Annotated in this window: 19 protein-coding genes; 11 read left to right on the forward strand and 8 right to left on the reverse strand. The window is 44.7% G+C overall.

Annotation, left to right across the window (positions count from 1 at the left end):
• Window positions 1-10: 10 nt before the first annotated feature.
• From OC443_RS25925 to sstT, 3 genes are all read left to right on the forward strand, one after another.
• Window positions 11-751 (forward strand): PilZ domain-containing protein, encoded by a 741-nt coding sequence (locus OC443_RS25925; RefSeq protein WP_073579492.1) that lies wholly within the window; start codon window positions 11-13, stop codon window positions 749-751.
• Window positions 752-944: 193 nt separating this feature from the next.
• Complete coding sequence (locus OC443_RS25930) at window positions 945-1,862, forward strand: DUF368 domain-containing protein (protein ID WP_073579491.1); 918 nt, start codon at window positions 945-947, stop codon at window positions 1,860-1,862.
• Between the two features lie 374 nt (window positions 1,863-2,236).
• Window positions 2,237-3,457, forward strand: coding sequence for a serine/threonine transporter SstT (gene sstT, locus OC443_RS25935; RefSeq protein WP_370738716.1), 1,221 nt, complete (start codon window positions 2,237-2,239; stop codon window positions 3,455-3,457).
• Between the two features lie 77 nt (window positions 3,458-3,534).
• Here the strand turns inward: sstT and OC443_RS25940 are convergent, their stop codons facing one another.
• Window positions 3,535-4,728: a tetratricopeptide repeat protein gene (locus tag OC443_RS25940; RefSeq protein WP_073579489.1), complete on the reverse strand. Its 1,194-nt coding sequence runs from the start codon at window positions 4,726-4,728 to the stop codon at window positions 3,535-3,537.
• 471 nt (window positions 4,729-5,199) lie between these two features.
• Between OC443_RS25940 and glgX the strand changes: the two genes are divergently transcribed.
• Both glgX and OC443_RS25950 read left to right on the forward strand, forming a co-directional pair.
• A complete protein-coding gene (gene glgX / locus OC443_RS25945; protein ID WP_073579488.1) occupies window positions 5,200-7,194 on the forward strand; it encodes a glycogen debranching protein GlgX in 1,995 nt (664 codons plus the stop codon).
• Window positions 7,195-7,450: 256 nt separating this feature from the next.
• Window positions 7,451-9,280, forward strand: coding sequence for an ABC transporter ATP-binding protein (locus OC443_RS25950; RefSeq protein ID WP_073579487.1), 1,830 nt, complete (start codon window positions 7,451-7,453; stop codon window positions 9,278-9,280).
• Window positions 9,281-9,377: 97 nt separating this feature from the next.
• On the opposite strand, the gene OC443_RS25955 is transcribed toward OC443_RS25950, so the two are convergent.
• Complete coding sequence (locus tag OC443_RS25955) at window positions 9,378-10,736, reverse strand: histidine-type phosphatase (protein WP_073579486.1); 1,359 nt, start codon at window positions 10,734-10,736, stop codon at window positions 9,378-9,380.
• Window positions 10,737-10,977: 241 nt separating this feature from the next.
• On the opposite strand from OC443_RS25955, the gene OC443_RS25960 reads away from it, so the two are divergent.
• Entirely contained in the window at window positions 10,978-11,685 is a 708-nt protein-coding gene (locus tag OC443_RS25960; RefSeq protein WP_073579485.1) for a DUF445 domain-containing protein, read from the forward strand.
• 107 nt (window positions 11,686-11,792) lie between these two features.
• On the opposite strand, the gene OC443_RS25965 is transcribed toward OC443_RS25960, so the two are convergent.
• Complete coding sequence (locus tag OC443_RS25965) at window positions 11,793-13,181, reverse strand: SLC13 family permease (RefSeq protein WP_073579484.1); 1,389 nt, start codon at window positions 13,179-13,181, stop codon at window positions 11,793-11,795.
• Between the two features lie 273 nt (window positions 13,182-13,454).
• Between OC443_RS25965 and OC443_RS25970 the strand changes: the two genes are divergently transcribed.
• Window positions 13,455-14,414, forward strand: coding sequence for an AEC family transporter (locus OC443_RS25970; RefSeq protein ID WP_073579482.1), 960 nt, complete (start codon window positions 13,455-13,457; stop codon window positions 14,412-14,414).
• A gap of 430 nt (window positions 14,415-14,844) precedes the next feature.
• Here the strand turns inward: OC443_RS25970 and OC443_RS25975 are convergent, their stop codons facing one another.
• Together OC443_RS25975 and OC443_RS25980 are read right to left on the reverse strand one after the other, a co-directional pair.
• Window positions 14,845-15,516, reverse strand: coding sequence for a hypothetical protein (locus OC443_RS25975; RefSeq protein ID WP_262021775.1), 672 nt, complete (start codon window positions 15,514-15,516; stop codon window positions 14,845-14,847).
• A gap of 74 nt (window positions 15,517-15,590) precedes the next feature.
• Entirely contained in the window at window positions 15,591-15,857 is a 267-nt protein-coding gene (locus OC443_RS25980; RefSeq protein ID WP_073579479.1) for a DUF5062 family protein, read from the reverse strand.
• A gap of 96 nt (window positions 15,858-15,953) precedes the next feature.
• Here OC443_RS25980 and OC443_RS25985 point away from each other — a divergent pair, with 96 nt between their 5' ends.
• A complete protein-coding gene (locus OC443_RS25985; RefSeq protein WP_073579478.1) occupies window positions 15,954-16,376 on the forward strand; it encodes an N-acetyltransferase in 423 nt (140 codons plus the stop codon).
• A 110-nt stretch (window positions 16,377-16,486) separates the two neighbouring features.
• Here OC443_RS25985 and OC443_RS25990 read toward each other — a convergent pair whose 3' ends face one another.
• Window positions 16,487-17,926: a flotillin family protein gene (locus tag OC443_RS25990; protein ID WP_083601495.1), complete on the reverse strand. Its 1,440-nt coding sequence runs from the start codon at window positions 17,924-17,926 to the stop codon at window positions 16,487-16,489.
• Between the two features lie 38 nt (window positions 17,927-17,964).
• Window positions 17,965-18,465: a hypothetical protein gene (locus tag OC443_RS25995; RefSeq protein WP_073579477.1), complete on the reverse strand. Its 501-nt coding sequence runs from the start codon at window positions 18,463-18,465 to the stop codon at window positions 17,965-17,967.
• Window positions 18,466-18,752: 287 nt separating this feature from the next.
• Between OC443_RS25995 and OC443_RS26000 the strand changes: the two genes are divergently transcribed.
• From OC443_RS26000 to OC443_RS26010, 3 genes are all read left to right on the forward strand, one after another.
• Window positions 18,753-19,250 (forward strand): Hcp family type VI secretion system effector, encoded by a 498-nt coding sequence (locus OC443_RS26000; RefSeq protein ID WP_073579573.1) that lies wholly within the window; start codon window positions 18,753-18,755, stop codon window positions 19,248-19,250.
• 131 nt (window positions 19,251-19,381) lie between these two features.
• Window positions 19,382-20,197 carry a hypothetical protein gene (locus OC443_RS26005; protein ID WP_073579476.1) on the forward strand — a complete coding sequence of 272 codons (816 nt, stop codon included), beginning with the start codon at window positions 19,382-19,384 and terminating at the stop codon, window positions 20,195-20,197.
• Entirely contained in the window at window positions 20,191-20,691 is a 501-nt protein-coding gene (locus tag OC443_RS26010; protein WP_073579475.1) for a hypothetical protein, read from the forward strand. The genes OC443_RS26005 and OC443_RS26010 overlap by 7 nt, the downstream gene beginning before the upstream one ends.
• A 71-nt stretch (window positions 20,692-20,762) precedes the next feature.
• On the opposite strand, the gene glgB is transcribed toward OC443_RS26010, so the two are convergent.
• On the reverse strand, window positions 20,763-22,952 hold the full coding sequence (gene glgB, locus OC443_RS26015) for a 1,4-alpha-glucan branching protein GlgB (protein WP_073579474.1): 2,190 nt from the start codon (window positions 22,950-22,952) through the stop codon (window positions 20,763-20,765).
• Window positions 22,953-23,094: the final 142 nt, after the last annotated feature.

Raw genomic sequence — 23,094 nt, forward strand, 5'->3', positions numbered from 1 at the left:
AAGGCAACAAATGGCAATGGTAAAGCCTGCATCCACAACCAGAAATCCAGCATCTGCACAGAGTAGCCTTGAGACGTTAGCACTGATTGATCACAGTAGTGAGCTAACGTTGAACATAGCCACACCTGTCGGAAAAAAGTTCAGATGCCATACCACTTTTATTGGTATCCATTCCAATACTTACATTCTGACAGAGCTGCCTTCATCTTCGGGCGGTAATACCCAAACGTTTTTCCAGCCAGGATTCTGGTGTAACGTCAAAGCAATTTCACATCGCGGCGAAGGCGCTTTCATCTATTTCCGCAGCCAGCTTCTCCATGTACTGACTAAACCGATTCCTATGGCTGTGATGTCAATTCCGGAAGGTGTAAAACTGACTCCCCTGCGCAAAGAGGCCCGATATCAGATCAAGCTGCCCGGTTTTATCCAGTTCGATAACAGTAAAGTTGAGTGCGAAATCCGGGATCTGTCCAAAAGCGGTTGCTGTTTTTCAACCGCTCTTCTGGCCAAAAAGCTTTATGAAGGCGATTATGCCATCATTCTGCTGAAGCTGGGTGCTCAGGAAATCCGGGTTGAGGGTAAAATATGTAATATTCAGAGAAATACGCCTCATCGTATCGACCACGGTTTTGAACTGACAGATAAAGGGAAAGCCAGTATTCGACCATTACTTGAACACCTGGATATTAATGGCACTAAAATTATTCTCGACCAGGCAAGTGAAGCAACACCGGAAAGTAATCATGAATAAGCCATGTCTGAACACTTTCAGCAACTCAGGCTGATAATATCAGGATAAAGTGGCGGATAATCGCGCACTTATACTGCTTTCAGGCTGATTCTGACAAAAATTGTCCAGATAAATACGGGTTTCCTGTTGAAAAACCATCAGCCTTCGCGATACTAAAGGCCATTCAATTCAGACTGCAGTCAATATAATCATAATGAACTATCTCTTCACTTTTTTTAAAGGCATGGCGATGGGAGCTGCTGACGTAGTTCCCGGGGTATCTGGTGGCACAATCGCTTTTATTACCGGTATTTATGACACGCTGCTGGAAAGTATCCGCCGTATTAATCCCAAACTGATCACTGTGATCAGAAAACAGGGAATTAAAGCGGCTCTGGCACACATCAACCTGAAATTTTTACTCTGCCTGTTCAGCGGTATTTTCCTGAGTATTCTCACACTGGCTAAATTAGTTTCATGGCTGCTCATTACCCACCCGATTCCACTCTGGTCATTTTTCTTTGGTCTGATTCTGGTATCAGTTCTGCATATTTTGAGACAAATTAAGCAAAGACAGATAACCCAGTTTGCCGGTTTTATTGCCGGTGTATTGCTGGCCTATTCGATTACTATACTGCAACCACTGCATCTCGAGCCGACAACCATGAATATACTGTTCGCTGGCGCTGTTGCTATCTGTGCCATGATTCTGCCGGGAATCTCCGGCAGTTTCATTTTATTGCTGATCGGTATGTATGCGCCAATTCTGGAGGCAGTCAAAAACTTCCGGCTCACCCCAATTGTGACTTTTCTGTGCGGATGCGTACTTGGTCTGCTGTGCTTTTCTCATCTGCTCTCATGGTTGCTCAAGCATCACAGAGATCTGACCCTGGTCACCCTGACCGGACTGATGGTCGGTACATTACCCAAAATCTGGCCCTGGAAGGAAACGCTGACCTGGCGGACGAATTCTCACGGAGAACTGGTACCATTACTTCAGCATAATCTTCTGCCAGCTGAGTATGAACGCCTGACAAGCCAGCCATCCCAGTTATTTTTAGCGATTGCGATGATGCTTACAGCAATCGGAATTGTTCTGATACTGGAAAAAATCGCGAAGAAAAAATATTAAATCAAAAGAAATATCCCCAATCAACCTGCCCGCTCACTCTTCAGGTTGTTTGGGGATATCACACCTGATGTTATGCCCCAAAAGCCATAAAATGGCCCCCGTCACGAAACACTCAAACAGGTATAAACCCCACATTTCTTAACAAATGCAACAAATTCACCACCAAATGCATCAAACCTGCAATTTTTCTACCAAAATATCAATTAATCCTAGACACTTTCTGCTGGCACTATAATATTATTTTTTTCCGGAACCCGGTGCCGGAAGCATTATACCCAAACAACCTGATGACGCAGGATTCACACTCAATCATGCCTCTTCAGCCTGCTTGGGTATATAACTCACAGACAGATAATTAAATGACAGGAATTATTATGCAAAACAACATCTTTGCCCGTTTTGCCCGAGGGAATTTAGTGATACAGATTATTATTGGTATCGCCCTTGGTGCACTTTTAGCAACATCAGCCCCCGATGTTGCTCAAAAAGCAGGCTTACTTGGCAGCCTTTTTGTCAGCGCACTGAAAGCAGTTGCTCCGGTTTTGGTTTTTGTACTGGTTATAGCATCCATCGCTAATCAAAAAAGAAACCAGCAAACTCACATGCGCCCAATTGTTATTCTTTATCTTTTGGGAACGTTTGTGGCATCACTGACTGCTGTAATTCTCAGCTTCCTTTTCCCGACAACACTCACGCTGGTTACCGGTGCTGAGGGAACAACACCACCAGAAGGAATCACCGAAGTTCTGCATACCTTGCTGTTCAAAGTCGTTGATAACCCGGTTAATGCCATTCTTCAGGCAAATTATATTGGTATTTTAGCCTGGGCAATTGGTCTGGGTATCGCCTTACACCATGCCAGTGCGCATACAAAAGCCGTACTGGAAGATTTAAGCCACGGTGTTTCACAAATCGTTCGCTTCATTATCAGACTGGCGCCATTCGGTATCTTCGGGCTGGTTTCCTCCACTTTTGCGACGATCGGTTTCTCCGCACTGGCAGGTTATACTCACCTGCTCGCAGTCCTTCTTTCCGCAATGTTAATCATTGCTCTGGTTGTCAATCCTGTCATTGTATTTGTGAAAACCGGGCAAAATCCGTTTCCTCTTGTTTTCCGGTGCTTACGGGAAAGTGGTGTAACGGCATTTTTCACCCGTTCAAGTGCAGCGAATATTCCTGTCAATATGGCTTTGTGTAACAAGCTTGATCTGGATGAAGATACTTACTCAGTTTCTATTCCGCTTGGTGCAACCATCAACATGGCCGGCGCAGCAATTACAATCACGGTTCTGACACTGGCGGCCGTTCATACAGTGGGCATTGAAGTCGATATGATGAGTGCTGTCCTCCTGAGTCTGGTCTCAGCAATTTCAGCATGTGGTGCATCGGGTGTTGCCGGAGGCTCACTACTGCTGATTCCTCTGGCTTGTGGCCTGTTTGGTATTTCCAATGATGTCGCAATGCAGGTGGTTGCAGTCGGATTTATCATTGGAGTCATTCAGGACTCCGCAGAGACAGCACTGAACAGTTCAACCGATGTTGTATTCACAGCAGCAGTTTGTCAGGCAGAACAGAAAAAAGCCAACAGACTGTAATTGAATATATTCTTTATGCAAAAGCCCCTGACGACATCGTCAGGGGCTTTTCTTTTCCGTACAGCAACTCACAAGTCTTAGTGCATATTTTTATCCGTGTAATCCGTATTCACCTGAACACCGGATTGTTCAAAAGAAGCCTTATCTTCTTTTTCTGCCGGAATACTTTTGTTTTCAGAAGCGGGATCAGGAACATTTTGCACGGATAGATTTTCAAACAACTCACCATGCTCCTGCGCCAGCATATCTTCAGAGTTTTCATTCGAGCCGGGAATAGGAATATCCCGCTTATACAACTTATTAAATGCTTTGATTAACAAGTGCTTACTGACACCGCCTTCATTGATTTTCTTCAGTAATGGTTTCGCAAAATTTTGCAATAGCACAACCGCTTCCACGCCCAGTTTATTACCGACTTCATCTCTCACATTCTGTGCCAGATCATAACCACACTTAGCCGAACAAAACAGCCAGACATAAGCCACTGAATTACCGTGCTCACCATGATCTATCCAGGCTTTCCCGGCATGATACATCGCTTTGGCATTGCCCTTTTCCGAACAACGTTCCAGCCAGTAACAGGCTTTACGATGATCCTGATGAATCCCGATACCTTTCAGGTAATTGAGACCCAGCTTGATCATACCTTCTTCACTCTCCAGTTTTGCCGCTTTCGCAAACCAGAAACAAGAGTCTTCAGGTTTCGGGGAAGGATTATCTTTAGACATGAACCAGTCGCCCAGTTGCAGCTGGGCCGGCGTATAATTAGAAAGCGCAGCTTTCTCCAGCAGGCTCATTCCTTTTTCAATATCCACATTTGTGCCACGCCCGGTCAGGTAAGCCTGACCCGTATCACACAAAGCAGCCATATTGCCTTCCAGCCCCTGAATATATTTCTGCCAGAAACGTCCTTTTTCCTCATATACCATATCCCCGACAGTTTTCTTACACAGCCGGACAACACCATACATACCGGTTTCACTGTCAAGCTCTGCTGCTTTTTCGTACCAGTACAGCGCATCTTTTACATTGAAACGCTCGGCTTCTTTTGCCATAAACAGAATCGTCGGGACATGCCCGGATTCAGCTTTTTGCAAACGCTCCTGATGCTCATCTTCTTTCTCTCTTTCCAAAGCTTTGCGACGCGCTTCTCCTTTGGCAATCCGCTCTTTGTCGAGCTTCTTCTGGTTGATAGAAAGCATCATCAACCAGCTGACGAGTCCAATCAGGATTAATCCCGCCAAACCGATAAAAATTCCAAGAATACTCATTAATGTTATTTCTTATTCCATTTAAGCCGGAAACACTCCGGACACAACAATTGCGACACTGTATGACATGAAACACAATAAAAATAAAATTAAAGAATATCAACAACAACAGATCTCATGCGAATCCTTTTCTCAATACAGTGACATCAACCGAAAATAACAGACCCGTTCAACCTGAAGACTCATTATGATGATTCAGGTCTGCTTATCCTAATTGAAGATAATCATTCAGATTTCAGCAAGTGCACCAGAAGTAAAAAGCCTCAATACCCACAATTATTTAATCATTCATCTTATCCCGGAAAGTTTTTTGTCCTGTTAAAACAAACATGCGCACTCTTTACACGGTAAGTGAGGTAAAAAATACCAGACAGAAGACATAATTTGTGGCGAATACTTGACCTATGCACAACTAAGTTTTTTACTAAAAAGAGTAACGTTCGCTTAATCACTCATCAATAAGACTCAATAATGCGTATGAGAAATGACCGTTTATCCCGTCCTTATCCTTTAGGGGCAACACCAGATAGTAAAGGATGTAATTTTTCTGTTTATGTTGCAGATGACTGCCAGATTCAGTTAGCACTGTTTGATCACAAAGGTAAGTGCCGCACCTTTCCTCTGACCAATGAATATGCAGGTATTCACTATCTGTACATTGAGGGAATCACCGCGGGCCAGAAATATGGTTATCTGATTAAGCAGAAAGAGCAACGCTGGCATTACATCGCTGACCCATACGCAAAAGCGCTGGATGGACCGCTTACTTATACGCCGCCACTGACCACGAAAAAAAGTTTTCAGTTGCCGAAATGTGTGGTTGTTGATGACAGCTTCGACTGGCAGGACACAGACAAACCAGATATTCCGCGTGAGGCGACCGTTTTATTTGAAACCCATGTCAAAGGACTGACACAGACTAATCAGGCAATTCCGGCCAGCCTCAGGGGAACTTATCCGGGGTTGGTTCATCCTGAAATGATAAAATTTTATCAGGCACAGGGCATCCGGACGCTGCAATTTCTCCCTGTCGCAGCATGTATGCATGAAACTCACCTGCTTGAAATGAATTCGGTCAATTACTGGGGATACAACCCGTATGTCTTTATGGCGCCCGATCCCCGCTATGCCGTCAAAGATGCCGTGACAGAATTTAAAACTGTTGTCAGGGAACTGCACAAAGCAGGCATAGAAGTCATTCTTGATGTTGTGTACAACCACACAGCCGAAGGTGGCGGAGAAGGACCATTATTTAACCTGAGAGGGCTCGATAGTAAGTACTATCTTACAAGCGGCCCGTATTTTGCCAATTTCACCGGATGCGGCAATACTGTTGATTTGTCTTATCAACCGGCACTGAATCTGGTCATGGACACACTGCGATACTGGGTCAAGGAATATCACATCGATGGGTTCCGGTTTGATCTGGCAGCAACGCTGGGAAGAAACGGAGAAGAGTTCAGTCAGAATGCGGCTTTTTTCATGGCTGTGGCACAAGACCCGATCCTCAAACAGGTTAAGCTGATAGCCGAACCCTGGGATATCGGCCCCAATGGTTATCAGGTGGGTAACTTTCCGTTCGGATGGAATGAGACCAATGACAAACTCAGAGATATCAGCCGGAGTTTCTGGCGGGGTGATCAGGGATATCTGAAAGAATTTGCCACCCGCCTGATGGGCTCGCGGGATTTATACAGTGCCGCCAACTGGCCATTTAAATTAACCGTGAATTACATTACCTATCACGATGGATTCACCCTGCAGGATCTGGTGTCTTACCGGCATAAACACAACGAGCGAAACGGTGAGCAGAACAGAGACGGCCACGGTGATAACCGTTCCGAAAATTATGGTGCAGAAGGCCCGACACAGGATAAAACCATTTGTGGTGTCCGGGCGCGTCAGAAACGAAATTTTATGGCCACTGTCTTGTTTGCTTTCGGTATGCCACACATTCTCACCGCCGATCTGTTATCGCATTCACAGCAGGGAAACAACAACGCCTACTGCCAGGATAATGAAATCAGCTGGCTGAACTGGGCACTGAATTCGGAACAGCAGCAATTCAAAGACTGGTGTGGTGCTCTGGTCAAAACCCGGGAACAGTTTATGATCCAGTTCATCGATGCATTCAGCGGCGATTCCCGCAACTCCAACCGGGTTTTCTGGCGCAGAGTCGATGGCAAGTTAATGAACCAGGATGACTGGAACCAGCTGAATTCTGTTGCGCTTCATCTTGGTATCGGGGATGACGGTGCTGAATTACTTTACCTGATTAATCAAACCAAAGCCCCGGCCCGCTTTTCTCTGCCGAAAGACAAGAGCCAGCAATGGCAGGTCATTTGTGATACCAACACCTTTACCATAATGGAAGGCACAGCATCGGTTGAAAAGCTCCAGCCAGCCATGACGATGGCGATTCTTTACTACGACCCCTCAAGCAATAATACCGAAACAACAACCTGAACATTGAATGTTCAGGTTGTTATGATATCAGAAACATAAATAAAACATACTGATTACAATATTTGTATCCGTTCCGGTGAAAATGGTTATAATAGGGCGCTCAGTTTCCCCCTCAGCAGTAACCACAGTACATGATGCCCGGATAACCTGAAAATGATATTCAGATTGCCTGGGGCAATCATATTTCCTCACCACAGAAATAGGCTGTGCTTTTTGCTGCTTTCTGTATTGTATTAGGCTGTATTAAGGATTCTTCATGTATAAGCGATTTGAGGGTTTTACCAAAGCTTTTCCCCCCGAAGAGCCGCAACAACCCCCTGAAACTTTACTGGCGTTTTGCCGGTATTACACCAAAGGCTTTACCAAGCCGTTAGTTTTTATTGCGCTTCTGAGTACGTTGATTGCGATTGTCGAAGTTTCGCTGTTCGGCTTCATGGGCCGCCTTGTTGACTGGCTGTCTTCCAGCAATCCGGAAACATTCTGGGCTGAGAATCAGTGGACACTCACCATATTATCACTGGTTGTTGTCATTGGTATCCCTTTATTAATAACGATTCAGTCTCTGTTAGTCCATCAAACCATGCTGGGCAATTATCCAATGTCAATCCGGTGGCTGGCCCACCGTTATCTGCTGAAACAAAGTATTTCCTTCTATCAAAATGAATTTGCCGGGCGCATAGCAACGAAGGTGATGCAAACTTCTCTTGCGGTGCGTGAAACCGTCATGAAGGCGGTCGATGTCTTCGTATACGTGATTGTCTATGTCACAGCGATTCTGTTTATGCTGGCCGACTCAGACTGGCGGTTAATGATGCCAATGCTGATCTGGCTGCTGATTTATGTGTGTATCCAGCTATTCTTTGTACCAAAGCTAAAACATGTTTCATCACTGCAGGCGGATGCCCGTTCAACCATGACCGGACGTTTCGTCGACAGCTATACCAATATACAAACCGTCAAACTATTCTCCCATCATCACCGGGAAACAGAGTATGTTCAGGACAGTATGAAAGGATTTCTGGGGACCGTTTATCAACAGATGCGGCTGGTCACAGGTTTTAATCTCTCCGTTGAAATTGCTAACTATTTTCTCTTGTTTGCTATTTCTGCCATCTCCATTTATCTGTGGTCACAGAGTCTGGTGACGGTCGGGGTGATTGCTGTGGCAATTTCACTTTCATTGCGGATTAACGGTATGTCCCACTGGATTATGTGGGAAATTGGTGCTCTGTTTGAAAATATCGGTACCGTCGTTGATGGCATGGCATCCTTATCCCGTTCGATCCAGATTCAGGATAAACCGGATGCAAAAGAGCTGGACATCAAACAAGGCGGGATTGAATTTGATCATGTCTCTTTTCATTATGGTGAAAATATCCATGTGATTGACAACCTGAATCTGAACATCAAGCCAGGAGAAAAAGTCGGTCTGGTTGGTCGTTCAGGTGCAGGGAAGTCAACCTTAGTTAATCTGTTACTTCGTTTTCATGATGTTGAAAGCGGTGCGATTCGTATTGACGGGCAAGCTATCAATGACATTACCCAGGATTCCCTGAGAAGTGCGATTGGGATGGTGACACAGGATACATCTCTGCTGCACCGCTCTATCAGAGAAAATATTCTCTACGGAAAACCAGACGCGACAGAAGAAGAGTTACTCAGAGCAACCAAGCAGGCACATGCGCATGAGTTTATTGAAACCCTGACCGATCCTCACGGTAACTGCAGCTATGATTCTCAGGTCGGAGAACGGGGTGTGAAACTATCCGGCGGCCAGCGTCAGCGTATTGCAATCTCACGGGTATTACTGAAAAACGCACCGATTCTGATCCTTGATGAAGCCACATCTGCACTCGACTCTGAAGTTGAGGCAGCGATTCAGGAAAGTCTGTATCAGCTGATGGAAGGAAAAACAGTCATTGCGATTGCGCACCGTCTGTCAACCATCGCCGCAATGGACCGGCTCATTGTTCTCGACCAGGGTAACGTCGTTGAAGAAGGCACTCATCAGGAATTACTGGATAAAAACGGTATCTATGCACACCTGTGGGATCACCAGACAGGTGGATTTATTGCCAGCCATTAAAATCAGGCCGGGCGGGCTGCTTCTGCTGCCCGCCCGGAATATCTGACTGATTTACATTGTAAATATAATAATCCGTCATCCTTGATCTGATGGCAGGTTAGTTTTCGTGATAACAGCGGGTTAATTCATTAAAACGATAATAGTAACTGCCAGGCTTCACAGGCTTACAGTCTTGCTTAAACCCGATCTCTTCCTCGTTATACAGCATCTTCACTAACAACTTCCCATCCTTATCACGATAAACATCCCACTGGATATTGGCACTGTAAGGAGAAACCCATTCACCACGCCATGGGTTGTCAGGCTGATATCCTTCACTCAGGGAAACACTCTGGGTGCTGCCTTTCAACTGCATTTGAGCAGCAAAAGGAATGATCGTTTCTGCGTGAGCAAAACGTAATTTTGCGGCATATTGATTCGTCCGGCTCCGGACTGCTTTGACCTGATTAAAAAAGTCATCTTCGAGTACTTTCGCAATCTGGTATGTAATATCGGTGTTGTTCAGCCCCGGACCTTTTTGATAAAAATTCTTGCCGTCAGACAAATAAGTCAGCCATTGTGTTTCTGCTGGTGTGAAATAGTCTGCAAACTTCCAGGCTTGATCGCCCGCTTCATATTTCATTCCCGGCGCAATCAGATACAAATGAAAAAGCTGCATCACTGTATCTACGTCATTGTAGACCTGAGCTTTCTTCTTCCCCACCCGGGTAAACTGATATTTACCCTGTGCCAGCGCATCAACAAATTCAGGAGTATAAATTCTCTCTAAAATCCCGCGGGCAATCTGATGAGATTTGGGTTGATCAAAAAGCTGATGAATCGCCTGGTTAAGCTGTGGATTATGCTTTTTATAATCCTGATATTGCTTGTGATGTTTATGAAAGTACAACTGAGACCGGTCGACCCGTGGCTGTGTGACGAAAGGTGCGATTTCAGGTTCCACCTGAATCATACCGCGGACAAATGATATCGCACTTGTTCGGGCCCGTATGCGCCCTGAATATTCAACCAGGATAGGTTGTCTGTCTTTTTTAACTTCATCAAACAGAGACTTATCCCGCTGTGCCATTCTCATTCCGATGTCGTGATGTTCCTGCCAGCCAAGACGGGAGAGTTCACCGTAACCCAGCTTTTTATTAGCCGCAATTAAACGGGAAATCTCTGCACCCAGCTTTTCTCCGGCAGGTGTTAAAGCATTCATTTCTTTGGCTTTTTGCCAGATTTTCAGACTGATATCATCATATTTGGGGCTGGTTAAGGCCCGGGAACCGTGGCGGGCAACAGACTGAGTGTAAACAAGCTGATATCCGGCAGGAACAGCTTCATAAGTCTTCATCTCCTGACGGGGAGTATAAACAGTCTTGGTACCGTACGAATATTGTGATTCTGAATGGTGGTTTAGTACGCTGCATCCGGTCAGAACCATCACTCCGAAAGCAGATAGAATCATTTTCATTATAAAATCCTGATTAAAATAAAACACGGGTATATCCCCGGGCAACCTGAAGAAGCTTGTTTCAGATTGCCCTGGTATAAAATCTGGCCGGTTTTCATGGATACGCAACCAGACCAATAACTTACCACTTGCTCAAATAATATTCATCCTTTGCAGGAATAATCCGCTTTTCTCTTTCCGCCCGGTTGGTTTTCTTCTAAAATCGGCGTATTTCAAAGTATTCAGGAGCTAAAACAACCCAATGAATAACAAGAGTATCATGACCAACCTGATTGCAATTCTCTGCATTTTGATTGGTTATCAATTCAACGAGCCAATTTTACAAACAGCGGGGCTATTCGCTTTTTCCGGCGCAATAACCAACTGGCTGGCCATTCATATGTTGTTTGAAAAAGTTCCCGGTTTATATGGTTCAGGCGTTATTCCCCGCCGGTTCGATGCATTCAGAACGGCGATAAAATCATTAATGATGGAACAGTTCTTCAATCAGGACAATATCGGGAAATTCCTCGATCAGGAAATTGGAGACACTCATAATTTTGAAATGGATGCCATAATTGAGAAAGTTGATTTTAACCCGACTTTTGATGCATTGGTTGACGTCATCGCAAATTCTCAGTTTGGCGGCATGCTGGCCATGGTTGGCGGTACAGAAGCGCTGCAACCGCTGAAACAACCTTTTGTTGAGAAAATGCACGCTTCCGTGGCTGAAATAGGCCAGAGTGAAGCCGTGCAGGATGCAATCAAATCTCAGTTAGGTTCTGGTTCTGTCAAAGAAGATATCGAAGAAAAAATCGAGCAGATTATCGATCAGCGATTGAGTGAACTGACACCACAGCTGGTCAAAGAAATGGTCCAGAAGATGATTAAAGAACATCTGGGCTGGCTGGTCATCTGGGGCGGTGTTTTCGGCGGCGCAATCGGTGTAATCGCGGCCCTGTGCGCTTAAACTGCCCCTGAGTATCCGGACAAAATCACACCGGGGCAACGCCCCGTGTGATTTGTTTCCGGCACAACGCTGAACAGAAACGCTGAAAACTGCAACCACCGGATCATTTATTGCCAGATAAATAATGCAACCAAAGTCAGTAGCATCACACAGATTACATTCAGAATTATCCCCACTTTCATCATCTGAGTCTGCCGGATATAACCGGTTGAAAAAACGATCGCATTCGGCGGTGTCGCAACCGGCAGCATAAATGCACACGATGAAGCAACAGCAATTAAAACCACCAGAATCACCGGCGGCATATTCAGTGCTTCAGCGACACTGACAAACACAGGAATGAGTAATGCCGCACTGGCTGTATTACTGGCAAACTCTGTCAGAAACACCACAAAGCAAGCAATAATCATAATAATAAAGAACACTCCAAACTGAGTAATCAGGTCGCTGAGCTGATGAGCAATAAATACACTGGTACCTGTTTGCTTGAGAATATTGCTCAGACTGATCCCGCCACCAAACAGCAGTAACACCCCCCAGTCCGCTGTTTTTTCAATATCCTTCCAGTGAACTACTCTGGCAAAATTCACCAGCACAATCACACCAAGAGCAATGATCGTATCAAATGATTTAAACCCGCCAATCAGTCCGTTAATCGGTTTGCTGAAAATCCATAAGAAAACCGTCAGGGAGAAAATACCCAGTGTCACCACTTTTCCTTTATCCCAGTCCACCGGTTCATAATTCAGCTCAAAACGCCCCGATAAATCCGGTTTGAAAACCAGATACAGAATTAAAATCGCAATAGGAAGTAAAATACACGCAGAAGGAATCCCATAATACATCCACTCGGTAAAAGAGAGCTTCAGCTCCGCAGCCGCAATCGCATTCGGCGGACTGCCGATTACAGTCGCAATCCCGCCAATACTGGCGCTGTAAGCAATACCCAGCAAGACAAATACATAAGTGCTTTCCCGCTGGCCGGAGTCGACTTTACTCAGCACCCCCAGCACCAGCGGAATCATCATCGCCGTTGTCGCGGTATTACTGATCCACATAGAAATCACAGCCGTTACCACAAACAGCATAAACACAGCCACGACCATTTTCCCCCGGGCCAGTACCAACACCTTGTCAGCGATAACTTTATCCAGTCCCTGGTGATGCATGGCCGCAGCCAGTGCAAATCCGCCCAGAAAAAGATAAATAATCGGATTCGAGAAATTACTCAGCGCAGCCGTTGTATCAAAAATACCAAACAAAACAGCCAGTACCGGTACCAGTATCGCGGTGACGGTCACGTGCAGCGCTTCTGTCAGCCATAGTACCGCAATAAAAACCAGCAAACTGATCCCCAGCACAACCTGAGGTGGAAACGGTAAAGTTTTATATAAAACAAAGAAGAGGATGATATCGCTCAGAACGATAATACTGTTACGGTTAAAAAACCACTCACTCGTATTCGAGGGTAGTGGCACATTATCATTTTTATTCATTATTATGCTTCCTTTTGAATGAAAAACGCCGGAGTACGGCGCTCAGTCCAATCTGTCACCGGCATATTACAACCGGTCATATCGCTCAGGATGGATACTCAATTAATGACATAACCAACGCCGATAAACTGTTACATAAATCAACAAAAGAAAACAAAGCGTTAACAATAACTCACTCCATGCATTTTCATAAACCCGCGGTATAATGATGATTCAATCACACCGGCAACACCCGGGCTATTCCCCGGCAGTTATCTCCGATACAGGGAAATCATGAATTTATTACTTGAGCAGTTCACTTTTTCGTTATCCGTCACCGGGCCTATTTGTCTGATGCTGTTTTTAGGGGTTTATTTCAGAAGAACCAGCCTTATCGATGATCACTTTATCGAAGTTGCTTCCAGGCTGGTGTTTAAAGTCACCTTACCCGTCCTGCTGTTTCTGAATGTATTGAAATCAGACTTCAGCGCGATTGCAAACAGTGCATCCTTTGTCATTTTTGGCCTGATTTCCAATTTTCTCTTCTTTATCCTCACAACAGTAATCATTAAAAAATGGTCAAAAAATACCGCCGATCACAGTGTCATTATTCAGGGGGGATTCCGGGGAAATGCCATGATCATAGCTCTGGCATATGTGGCAAACGCTTACGGGAATCAGGCGATTGCAACAGCAGCGCTATACTCCGCCGGGCTGGTATTACTGTTTAATGTTGAAGCGGTTTACACTCTGATTCCCAAAAATCAGAATAACCGGGAAAATGCTGTTGGCGTGATAGTCAAAACGCTGACCAAAAACCCGCTGATTATTGCCATTCTGCTTGGGCTGTTCTTCTCTCTGCTGAAAATCCCGGTGCCGGAAATTGCAGATAAAGCCGGCCATTACTTTGCCAATATGACGCTGCCACTGGCATTGATTTGTGGTGGCGGCGCGTTGGATCTCCGGCAGCTTCACCGGGATAAAAGTTCGGCATGGATTGCAACACTCTTCAAACTGGCACTTTGTCCGTTGCTGCTCACAGGTGCTGCTCTGCTGTGCGGATTCAGAGGAATTGAACTGGGAATAATTTTCCTGACCAGCTCAGCCCCGACAGCTTCTGCCAGTTATGTCATGGCCCGGGTGATGGGCGGGAATGCGGTACTTGCAGCCAATATTATTGTCCTGACAACATTTTTCTCACTGGTGACAACCACAATTGGTATTTTTGCGTTATCAATGCTGCATTTGATCTGAACCAACGGGGAAAGTATTCCGTCAGACAGAAACAGGAACCCATTGACATCCATTCCTGTTTCTAAGTCAGCAGCCTCTAAAGGCACCCTTTATCACTCCAGCGACAAACCGGTGGCTCAGTTTTTGACAGACAGGCCTCACTCTGACAGATTGCTGCCCCCTGCGTCCAGCTCACATCCATCCGCTCTGAGGTCTCGGGCACATTCAGCAGATACAGATATTTTTTGAGATACACTGCGCGAAAGCAGGCGGTTTCTGGCTTATATACCCAAGCAACCTGAAGATGCAGGATCCAGCGTGCAGCCGAAAGGTACAGTTCAAGGAAAGGGAATGCAGGAATGTACCCACCTTTCAAATTCTCTTGACGCAGAAATGTGCCTTTCAGCTCACGCCCTGCGGGTGAGTTTGTCAGGCTCTGAGACCTGCATCTTCAGGTTGTTTGGGTATAACAATCACCTTTTGAGTGGCAACAGATGCCGACGTCACAGCTGTTCATATAATTAAATGCACCGGTTAAAAACCAGGATGCAACATCAGATCGTTCTTTCGGCAAAGCGTGATAAGTACCGCGTTGACCATCATGATAATTGTACGGGTCAAGAAGACCCTGCGTCGTTTTAAGAGAAATTTGCTCAGCACACTGGTTCATTTGCCAGCCCGGTTTTTGACTGCCAACACCATAAGCACAGGCGTTAGGAAGCCCCAAGGTTTTGGACGCTTCATCCTGCCCTAAACCAAGATATGAATAACTGTAGATTGAGAATGGTTTTCCGCCCAGCATCACGGTTCTGACTGAATCATCCTTCTCCCGGCACTTTGCACACGGAAACGTGATCTGAGAAGAAGCGCCGCCCATTTCAACAATACCGAAATTATCCTGTTTTTTCTCATGTCTGACAGCCAGCCATGCATAAAGCCCTTCTTCGTAGCCGGTAATCGTGCGGGTATCAACTTTCACTGTTTTACCAACTTTTTCAGTCAGGCTGCGATTCAGCTTTTGCCATAATTCCGCACTTTCAGCGCGATGCGCCTGCTCTGCTATCCGCATACCGGCTGTCGCCTGGACAAAAAATAGCGGATAACAGAAAAACCGCGATGGCAAAGATTGAACGAAACGTCAGAAATGATGAGAACACAATGCCGGGACCAAAACTGTCCCGGAGGATTCAGAGTGAATTATTTTAAAGGATCATCCTCAGGAAGCGCATGATGAATCCAGAGCGCTAAACGTTTTTTTATACTTTTTCCGTCAGATTTATCCGCCGGCAGAGGTGTTATCTGACGAACTTTGACTAAAAAAACATACAGGGCTTTCGCTTTCGTGGCCTGAGAGGCATTATCGCTGGTGAGTTGATATCCCTGCATTTCAGCCATTTTACACCCCACTTCCAAAGCTTTTTTGAATAATTTATCTTCGTTTTTAATCTTGGCCGTTTTTGCCATATACTCACCACAGTTCACATAAAATCATACAGTTAGTATATATCAAACCAAGTGCTTTTCGTTAAGATCAGATAACTTTCATGACCGGGAGAAACAATGATAAGACAATTTACCCCGACAGATACCGATACCATCCTTGATATCTGGCTCACTGCGTCCATTCAGGCACACGATTTTGTGGATGCCGGATTCTGGATTTCGCAGACGGATAACATGCGTGATATTTATCTGCCCATGGCGGAAACCTGGGTGTATGAGCAGTACTCAGATATTCTCGGATTCTGTTCACTGTATGAACAAACACTGGCAGCTTTGTTTGTTGCTCCCGCTCATCAACATAGCGGCATCGGCACCCAACTGATCAACCATGCAAAAAAACAACAAGACGCACTCAGTCTGTCGGTTTATAAACGAAACACCTCCAGTACCGGATTCTATCTGTCACAGGGGTTTATCATTTGCAGTGAACAAACCGATCCCCATACCGGACAACCGGAATATTTGATGCGTTTCAGTTAACCATAAAGCCAGTTAACCATTAACATATTGATCATAAAAAGCCACAGCGAGAATGCTGTGGCTTTGCTTATATACCCGGACAATCTGAAGCTATCCGCAATCCGGCAGTATCAGGATTCCTGAAGATTCACTTCATCAGTTGCTTCAGCTTTCTGTTCCGTCTGCTTCCCCATAAATGAAGGCAGTTCAATCCCGACGTTACTGGCCATTTCATGCATTGGCGCGCCCATAGTCAGGAAATCTTTCATAAAAGATTTCAGACCAGCCTGCCCGTTTTCAGAACCCTGATCCCAGACAGTCAGATTATCAATCTTCATCTTCGCAATCGCTTCTGTCTGCAGTTTGACAATTTCTTCCAGTTTCTCAATCACCTGTAGTTTCGCCAGTGCATCGCTATTTCCGGCAGATTGCACTAAGTCGTGATAACCTTCTGCTTTAGCCTTCATCACTTTGCGCATCCCTTCCGCTTCTGCTTCATATTTAGTCAGCATAGCTTCAGCTTCTGCTTTGGCAACAATCTGAATTGACTCAGCTTCCCCTTTCGCTTCCTCGATTTTTTTCTCGGCTTCGATGGTTTCCGCAACAACTTCATGCGCCCGCTGTTTTGCCAGCTCAGTTTCTTTACGTCTTTCCTGAATTTCTTTTTCTGCGATCTGTTCTGCCACCTCAGAGTCTTTCCGGGCCGAAGCCTGCGCAATCTTCAGTTCCGCTTCTGACTGAGCAATCGCTTTTTTAGTTTCGTTTTCACCCTGAATTTGTTCAGACTGACGCTGCGACACGAAAATTTCTTTTTCAGCATGAGTCTGACTGATAGCTTTTTCTGATTCAGCCGATTCAATCGCCACCTGCGTATCTTTCTCGCGCTCCGCTTTCTGAGTCCCGATAGCCCCCAGCTTTTGCTGTTCAGCCACATCAACGTTAGCCCGCTGTACCACGGTTTCTGCTGCTTTGCGGCCAATCGCCTCAATGTAACCCATTTTATCGCTGATATCTTTCACGTTAATGTTGATCACTTCCAGACCAAGCTTGGCTAACTCATCCGCGATGTTGGTATTGACCTTTTCCAGAAAGCTTTCCCGGTCCTGGTTAATCTGTTCAATGGTCAGCGTGGCAACCGCAGCACGCAGCTGACCAATGGTAATATTCTGAGCCGCTTCTTTGACTTCCACCTGAGTCAGTCCCAGTAACCTTTCACTGGCAATGGATGAAAGCTCAGGAGAAGTGCCAATCGCCACGGTACATGAAGTCGGAATGTCCAGACGAATATTGTTAGCAGACAATGCATCTTTCAGGTCAACTTCATAATCAATCGGCTGAAGCGACATATATTCGTAGTCCTGCACCACAGGCAGTACAAAGGCTGCACCACCATGAACGACCTTAGCCGAACGCCCGCCACCGGTTTTACCATAAACCACCAGCAGCTGGTTCGGTTTACATCTCCGGTAAAAGAGTAAAAATGAAAGCACAAAAAACAGCAGTAATAAGACCGGCACAAATACAAATGCCATCGTGCCAAAATCGGTGACTGATAATGAAAAATCGTACACTTTTTATCCTTAGTTTATTTTTTTGTTTAATATGAATTTTAAATGATGTCGATATGAGCGACTTCATTGGTAATCCGGGAGATGTGAACGGTCTCGCCATATTTGAATTCACGGCTTTCTGAGACCGCTTTCAGGTAATAGGTTTTTCCCTGAATGGTTGTTTTAACTTTGCCATACCCGGCAGATGATTTATCCGGAACTCTTGAATAGATTTCAGCCGGATGCCCGGCCTCAACAGAGAGTTCTGTAATCACGCCGGTTTCCATATTTCTGGCCCGCTTCATCAGATACAGAAAAACCGTTGACATACTCACCGAGATTCCCAGACTTTTCAGATAAACACCAAGAGTGACACCACCGCCATCCTGCGACAGCGCTAAAAAAGACCAGGAGAAAGTCATCGCCAGTGCCAGCACGGCATTCACTAAAAAATCGTCACCAAAGTCAAAACTCAGATCGACACCAAAAAGCATCAGAAGCAGTTTAATCACAAAAATAAAAGTAGAAGCAATTGCTATCCAGAAAATAATATCCAGCATAAGGAATATAAAGCCGTGTGAAATGAAATAGGTCTAATGTGAAGGTTGATGTTAATTGAGAATTTACATTGCTGTCAATGTGACTATTGGTAGCATACAGCAGACAAAAGCAGCTTCTTATTTTTAACAACTGCGTTGTTCACTCCACAATTGATAGATTGGTATTTTATATAACTCATATTCTGGGTAGATATCTGTATTTCATCAAATGAACCTGATGATGATAGACACAGTAAACCGTGAGAAATAAAATTTATTCATTTGCATCAATTGGGAAACAATATCAAATGGCACATGTTGCATACATCACTATTAACGGTGAAAAACAGGGCATGATCTCCAGTGGCTGTAACACAAAAGATTCTATGGGGAATAAATTTCAGGAAACACATGCGGATGAAATCACCGTACTTTCATGTCAGCATAATATGATGAAGTCGCCACAACAACATGGCAAATCTCATGCACCAATCGTGATTACGAAAAATGTCGATAAATCCAGCCCGCTGCTTTCAACAGCATTTGCCAAACAGGAGCATTTAGATTGTACGATTCATTTTTACCGTACTAATGAGCAGGGCTACAACGAAAAGTTTTACAGTATTGAATTAAAGAAAGCATTAATCTCCGGTTTTTCTTTTTCGCTCCCGCACACCGTTCACGCACATAATGAAGAAATGCATGAAGTGTTAGAACTCAGTTATAAAGAAATCATCTGGAACCACAATGTATCCGGCACAATGGGTTACGACAACTGGGATCAGGCAGGCTGGCTGGAGAGCTAAAAAACTCCCCGGTTTAAAGACGATAACTCAATCCGTTCATTTCCCTGTATCAACAGATTGTATGAATTATCCCGTTTTTTCTTAACTACTTTATCTCACTATCAAAAGACAGCATCAGAAGAGACGATTCCATGAGTTCCTTAGATCATTCTGAGTCAAAAATCAGAGAATGTTTAGACAAGAATCAGTTTGAATTGTGCGCCATCTCATTACAGAATTTGCAGGCAGTGACCCGACAGTGCACTCCGCACAAACAGATGAAATCAATTTGGCAAAATAATTTGAAAGCACCAGTCAACACCGGACTGAGTTACTACGGAACCTATAAAGACATTAAATCCATAGAAAAATCACTGGGAACGCTATATAAGCAAAGTGGTGTGACCACAGCACAGATGAAATCAAAAATCGTTGGTTCAGGTCATCAGGCTATGGTGGTGATACAAGGAGCCGGGGTCAAGAATATAGGCAAAGTCCTTCAAAGATACTCTTATGCTATGGGTAATGAACTAAAAAGCCTCAATATTGCTCTCGGATCGCAATTTGGCGTTAATCATATAGAAGGATTCAAGTTAAGCATCTATTTTGCGATACCTTTCACCATGATTGATACCCTGTTCCAGGATGAACCGACATGGAGCTATTTTTTGGGGAATCTGGCTTCCAGTTTTTTAAAGGCGATGACTGCTGCAACTATTGGTACGATTGCTGTCGGGGCTGTAACAACATTAATGCTCGGGGAGTTTGTTGTCTTCATAGCTTGCTCTATTGGGATATCAATCGTATTAGATAAAATTGACAAAAAGTTTGATCTTACTGATAAATTAGTAAAAAAACTCCGGGAGATAGCTCAAAATTCAGTTGACAGAGACATTGCACGTTTTAACAATTCTGTCAACACAGGAATTGGAATATCTCAAATAAAAGGAAAAGGCCTATTATGGTAATCGATCATAAGAGTCATGCGACCATTAACAAAAATACAAAACCAAAAATGTCTTTAGCTCGCATGATATTTTGCTTTCTTTTATTTTTTCCTTTTTCAATTTATATGTTTATATCCTCCTCAGAACATATTTATAGTTTAATATATGCAATTAATCATACTAGCTCTGCGTTATTCTTCAGTTCAAGTGAAATAACTTTATTAGGTTGCGGTATAATTTTATTTGTATTTTCTATTCGTGTTTTAATCTTAAGAAAAAATCCATTTCAATTAGATAAATTTTTTATCATCACTAGTATAATCTCTTTTTTTATTATGTTTATTTCTCCATCAATCATGGAGTCTATTGTTGAATCTTTTGTCAAAGAACATCAATATGGCTATTGTGCTGGTGCTTCTTATAAAGGACTAGACTGCTACACCATAGATGAAAATACCTGCCTGATTGAAACCGTAAGAAGAGAGAAAATGCTTAAGGACTTTTGGGGAGAATAAAAAATCCCCATATATCAGGTGTATACACGGGGACTGTTCAGGCTTGTCAATTCACACTGTAAATCGAAGTGCTATATGGCAATTAATTTATAGAAAACAGTCGATAGTGGCGGAATACACAGGGTTAATGAATCCGGCAAACTTTCACTTTCAACCTTTTCAGTTTTAATCATTTTTTCTACCGGGAACCCGCTCCCGCCATAGCGTTCATCATCCGTATTGAGCAATAACTGATACGGACCGGCAAACGGTACACCAAGGCGGAAATCATCCCGGCTGACCGGGGTAAAGTTACTGATCACCAGAATCCGCTCTCCGGACAGACTGATTCTTTCATGGGCCAGAATACTGATATCCGACGCGTCAGACAGCCGCCATTCAAAACCTTCCGGCTTGCTGTCGAGTTCATACAGCGCTTTCTCACTGGTATACAGCCGGTTTAAATCCCGCGTCAGCGTCTGCAACCCTTCATGACGCCCGTAATCCAGCAAAAACCACTGTAACTGGCTGTCGTGGCACCATTCTCCGCCCTGACCAAATTCGGTGCCCATAAAATTCAGTTTTTTACCGGGCTGCCCGTACATATAACCAAGATATGCTCTCAGATTAGCGGTCTGCTGCCATTCATCGCCGGGCATTTTATTCAGCAGAGATCCTTTACCGTAAACGACTTCATCATGAGACAACGATAAAATATAGTTTTCACTGTGGGCGTAAATCAGCGGGAAAGTAATGGTATTGTGATGATATTTTCTATGGACGGGTTCATTTTTCATATATTCCAGACTGTCATGCATCCAGCCCATGTTCCATTTGAATCCGAACCCCAACCCACCGAGAAATGTCGGACTTGAAACGCCGGGGAACGCCGTTGACTCTTCCGCAATGGTCATCGCATTGGGGAAATGTTTATAAACTTCTTCATTCATCCACTTCAGCATCGCAATCGCATCATAGTTTTCTCTGCCGCCATCGACATTCGGTATCCACTGGTCGTGACTACGTGAATAATCGAGATATAACAGAGAAGCCACCGCGTCGACCCGGATGCCATCAATGTGGAACATCTCAAACCAGTACAAAGCGTTGGAGACCAGAAAACGCCGGACGTGCTCGCGCCCCATATCATAGATATAGGAATTCCAGTCCTGATGCCATCCTCTGCGCGGATCGGGATCATGAAACAGCGGTGTGCCATCAAAGTTATTCAGGCCATGACCATCCGCCGGGAAATGTGCCGGCACCCAGTCCAGCACCACACCAATATTGGCCTGATGACATTGATCCACAAAGTATTTAAAGTCATCCGGCGAGCCATAACGGCTGGTCGGCGCAAATAACCCGACAGGCTGATAGCCCCACGAACCATAGAAAGGATGCTCCGCGACCGGCATTAATTCAACGTGGGTATAACCCATGTTAACAAGATAAGGCACCAGCTGATCCGCCAGTTCCCGGTAATTCAGGAAACGATCATCCGGCCCCAGCCGCCATGAACCCGCATGGAGTTCGTAGAAAGACAGCGGTTGTCCGGGCTTTTCAGTGACTGGCCGGTCAGTCCACGTTTGATCGCCCCATTCGTAACCAGAATGGTTATAGATGACAGAGGCAAGTGAAGGAAACTGTTCTGCATGAAAACCCCAGGGATCCGCCTTGTGAGGCAGCCCTTCCCCGTCCGGCCCTTTAATTTCAAATTTATATTGTTCACCTTCAGACAGACCCGGAATGAAAAGACCCCACATGCCATAATCCAGCCGCTGCATCGGGTGACGTCGCCCATCCCAGTAGTTAAAAGAGCCAATCAGGCTGCATGCCGAAGCATGCGGCGCATAGACCAAAAAGCGGACGCCCTCAATTTGCTGCCCGTCACGCTCCAGCGTCATCAACTGAGATCCCATGTGATGATACATGTTGATCGGCGTATGAAGATCTTCATATTCTGCGTAAATTGCATGGTATTGATACGGATCATCCACAATTTGATCGCCGGATTCCCAACGAATATGCAGACGATAATGGGTAAACTTCAGGTCCAGATCTTCCTGTAATATAAAGCCACCATCATCTTCCGGCGTCAGTTCAAACTGCGAGTGATCATCGAGTAAAAGCGTGACCTGCACTGCATCCGGCATCCATACCCGGAGTACTCCCTGTACAGGAGAAATATACGGCCCGAGAAAAGAGAAAGGATCAGCAAAAGAAGCATGCTCAAGCTTATGATAAATCTGTTGTTTTTTTAATAACTTATGACTTGTTTTCAATATCCGTACTCCTGCCCTCAAGGTTGATTCACAATGCATCGGTGCGATATGTATCTATAAACCTATGCGTTTCCCTGTCTATCTATATTCCCGGAGACCCGGGCATGCCACTTATGTACAGAGCCATTGATGTACAAAACAA

This window comes from Vibrio quintilis (assembly GCF_024529975.1).
GTDB classification, from domain to species: domain Bacteria; phylum Pseudomonadota; class Gammaproteobacteria; order Enterobacterales; family Vibrionaceae; genus Vibrio; species Vibrio quintilis.

Bases quoted from the DNA above. Each gene is read 5' to 3' on its own strand.
- OC443_RS25995 (WP_073579477.1), bottom strand. From the start codon at position 18,465: ATGCTGGATATTATTTTCTGGATAGCAATTGCTTCTACTTTTATTTTT.
- OC443_RS25960 (WP_073579485.1), top strand. From the start codon at position 10,978: ATGAATAACAAGAGTATCATGACCAACCTGATTGCAATTCTCTGCATT.
- OC443_RS25955 (WP_073579486.1), bottom strand. From the start codon at position 10,736: ATGAAAATGATTCTATCTGCTTTCGGAGTGATGGTTCTGACCGGATGC.
- sstT (WP_370738716.1), top strand. From the start codon at position 2,237: ATGCAAAACAACATCTTTGCCCGTTTTGCCCGAGGGAATTTAGTGATA.
- OC443_RS26010 (WP_073579475.1), top strand. From the start codon at position 20,191: ATGGTAATCGATCATAAGAGTCATGCGACCATTAACAAAAATACAAAA.
- OC443_RS26005 (WP_073579476.1), top strand. From the start codon at position 19,382: ATGAGTTCCTTAGATCATTCTGAGTCAAAAATCAGAGAATGTTTAGAC.
- OC443_RS25985 (WP_073579478.1), top strand. From the start codon at position 15,954: ATGATAAGACAATTTACCCCGACAGATACCGATACCATCCTTGATATC.
- glgX (WP_073579488.1), top strand. From the start codon at position 5,200: ATGCGTATGAGAAATGACCGTTTATCCCGTCCTTATCCTTTAGGGGCA.
- OC443_RS25950 (WP_073579487.1), top strand. From the start codon at position 7,451: ATGTATAAGCGATTTGAGGGTTTTACCAAAGCTTTTCCCCCCGAAGAG.
- OC443_RS25965 (WP_073579484.1), bottom strand. From the start codon at position 13,181: ATGAATAAAAATGATAATGTGCCACTACCCTCGAATACGAGTGAGTGG.
- OC443_RS25980 (WP_073579479.1), bottom strand. From the start codon at position 15,857: ATGGCAAAAACGGCCAAGATTAAAAACGAAGATAAATTATTCAAAAAA.
- OC443_RS25970 (WP_073579482.1), top strand. From the start codon at position 13,455: ATGAATTTATTACTTGAGCAGTTCACTTTTTCGTTATCCGTCACCGGG.
- OC443_RS26000 (WP_073579573.1), top strand. From the start codon at position 18,753: ATGGCACATGTTGCATACATCACTATTAACGGTGAAAAACAGGGCATG.
- OC443_RS25925 (WP_073579492.1), top strand. From the start codon at position 11: ATGGCAATGGTAAAGCCTGCATCCACAACCAGAAATCCAGCATCTGCA.
- OC443_RS25930 (WP_073579491.1), top strand. From the start codon at position 945: ATGAACTATCTCTTCACTTTTTTTAAAGGCATGGCGATGGGAGCTGCT.
- OC443_RS25940 (WP_073579489.1), bottom strand. From the start codon at position 4,728: ATGAGTATTCTTGGAATTTTTATCGGTTTGGCGGGATTAATCCTGATT.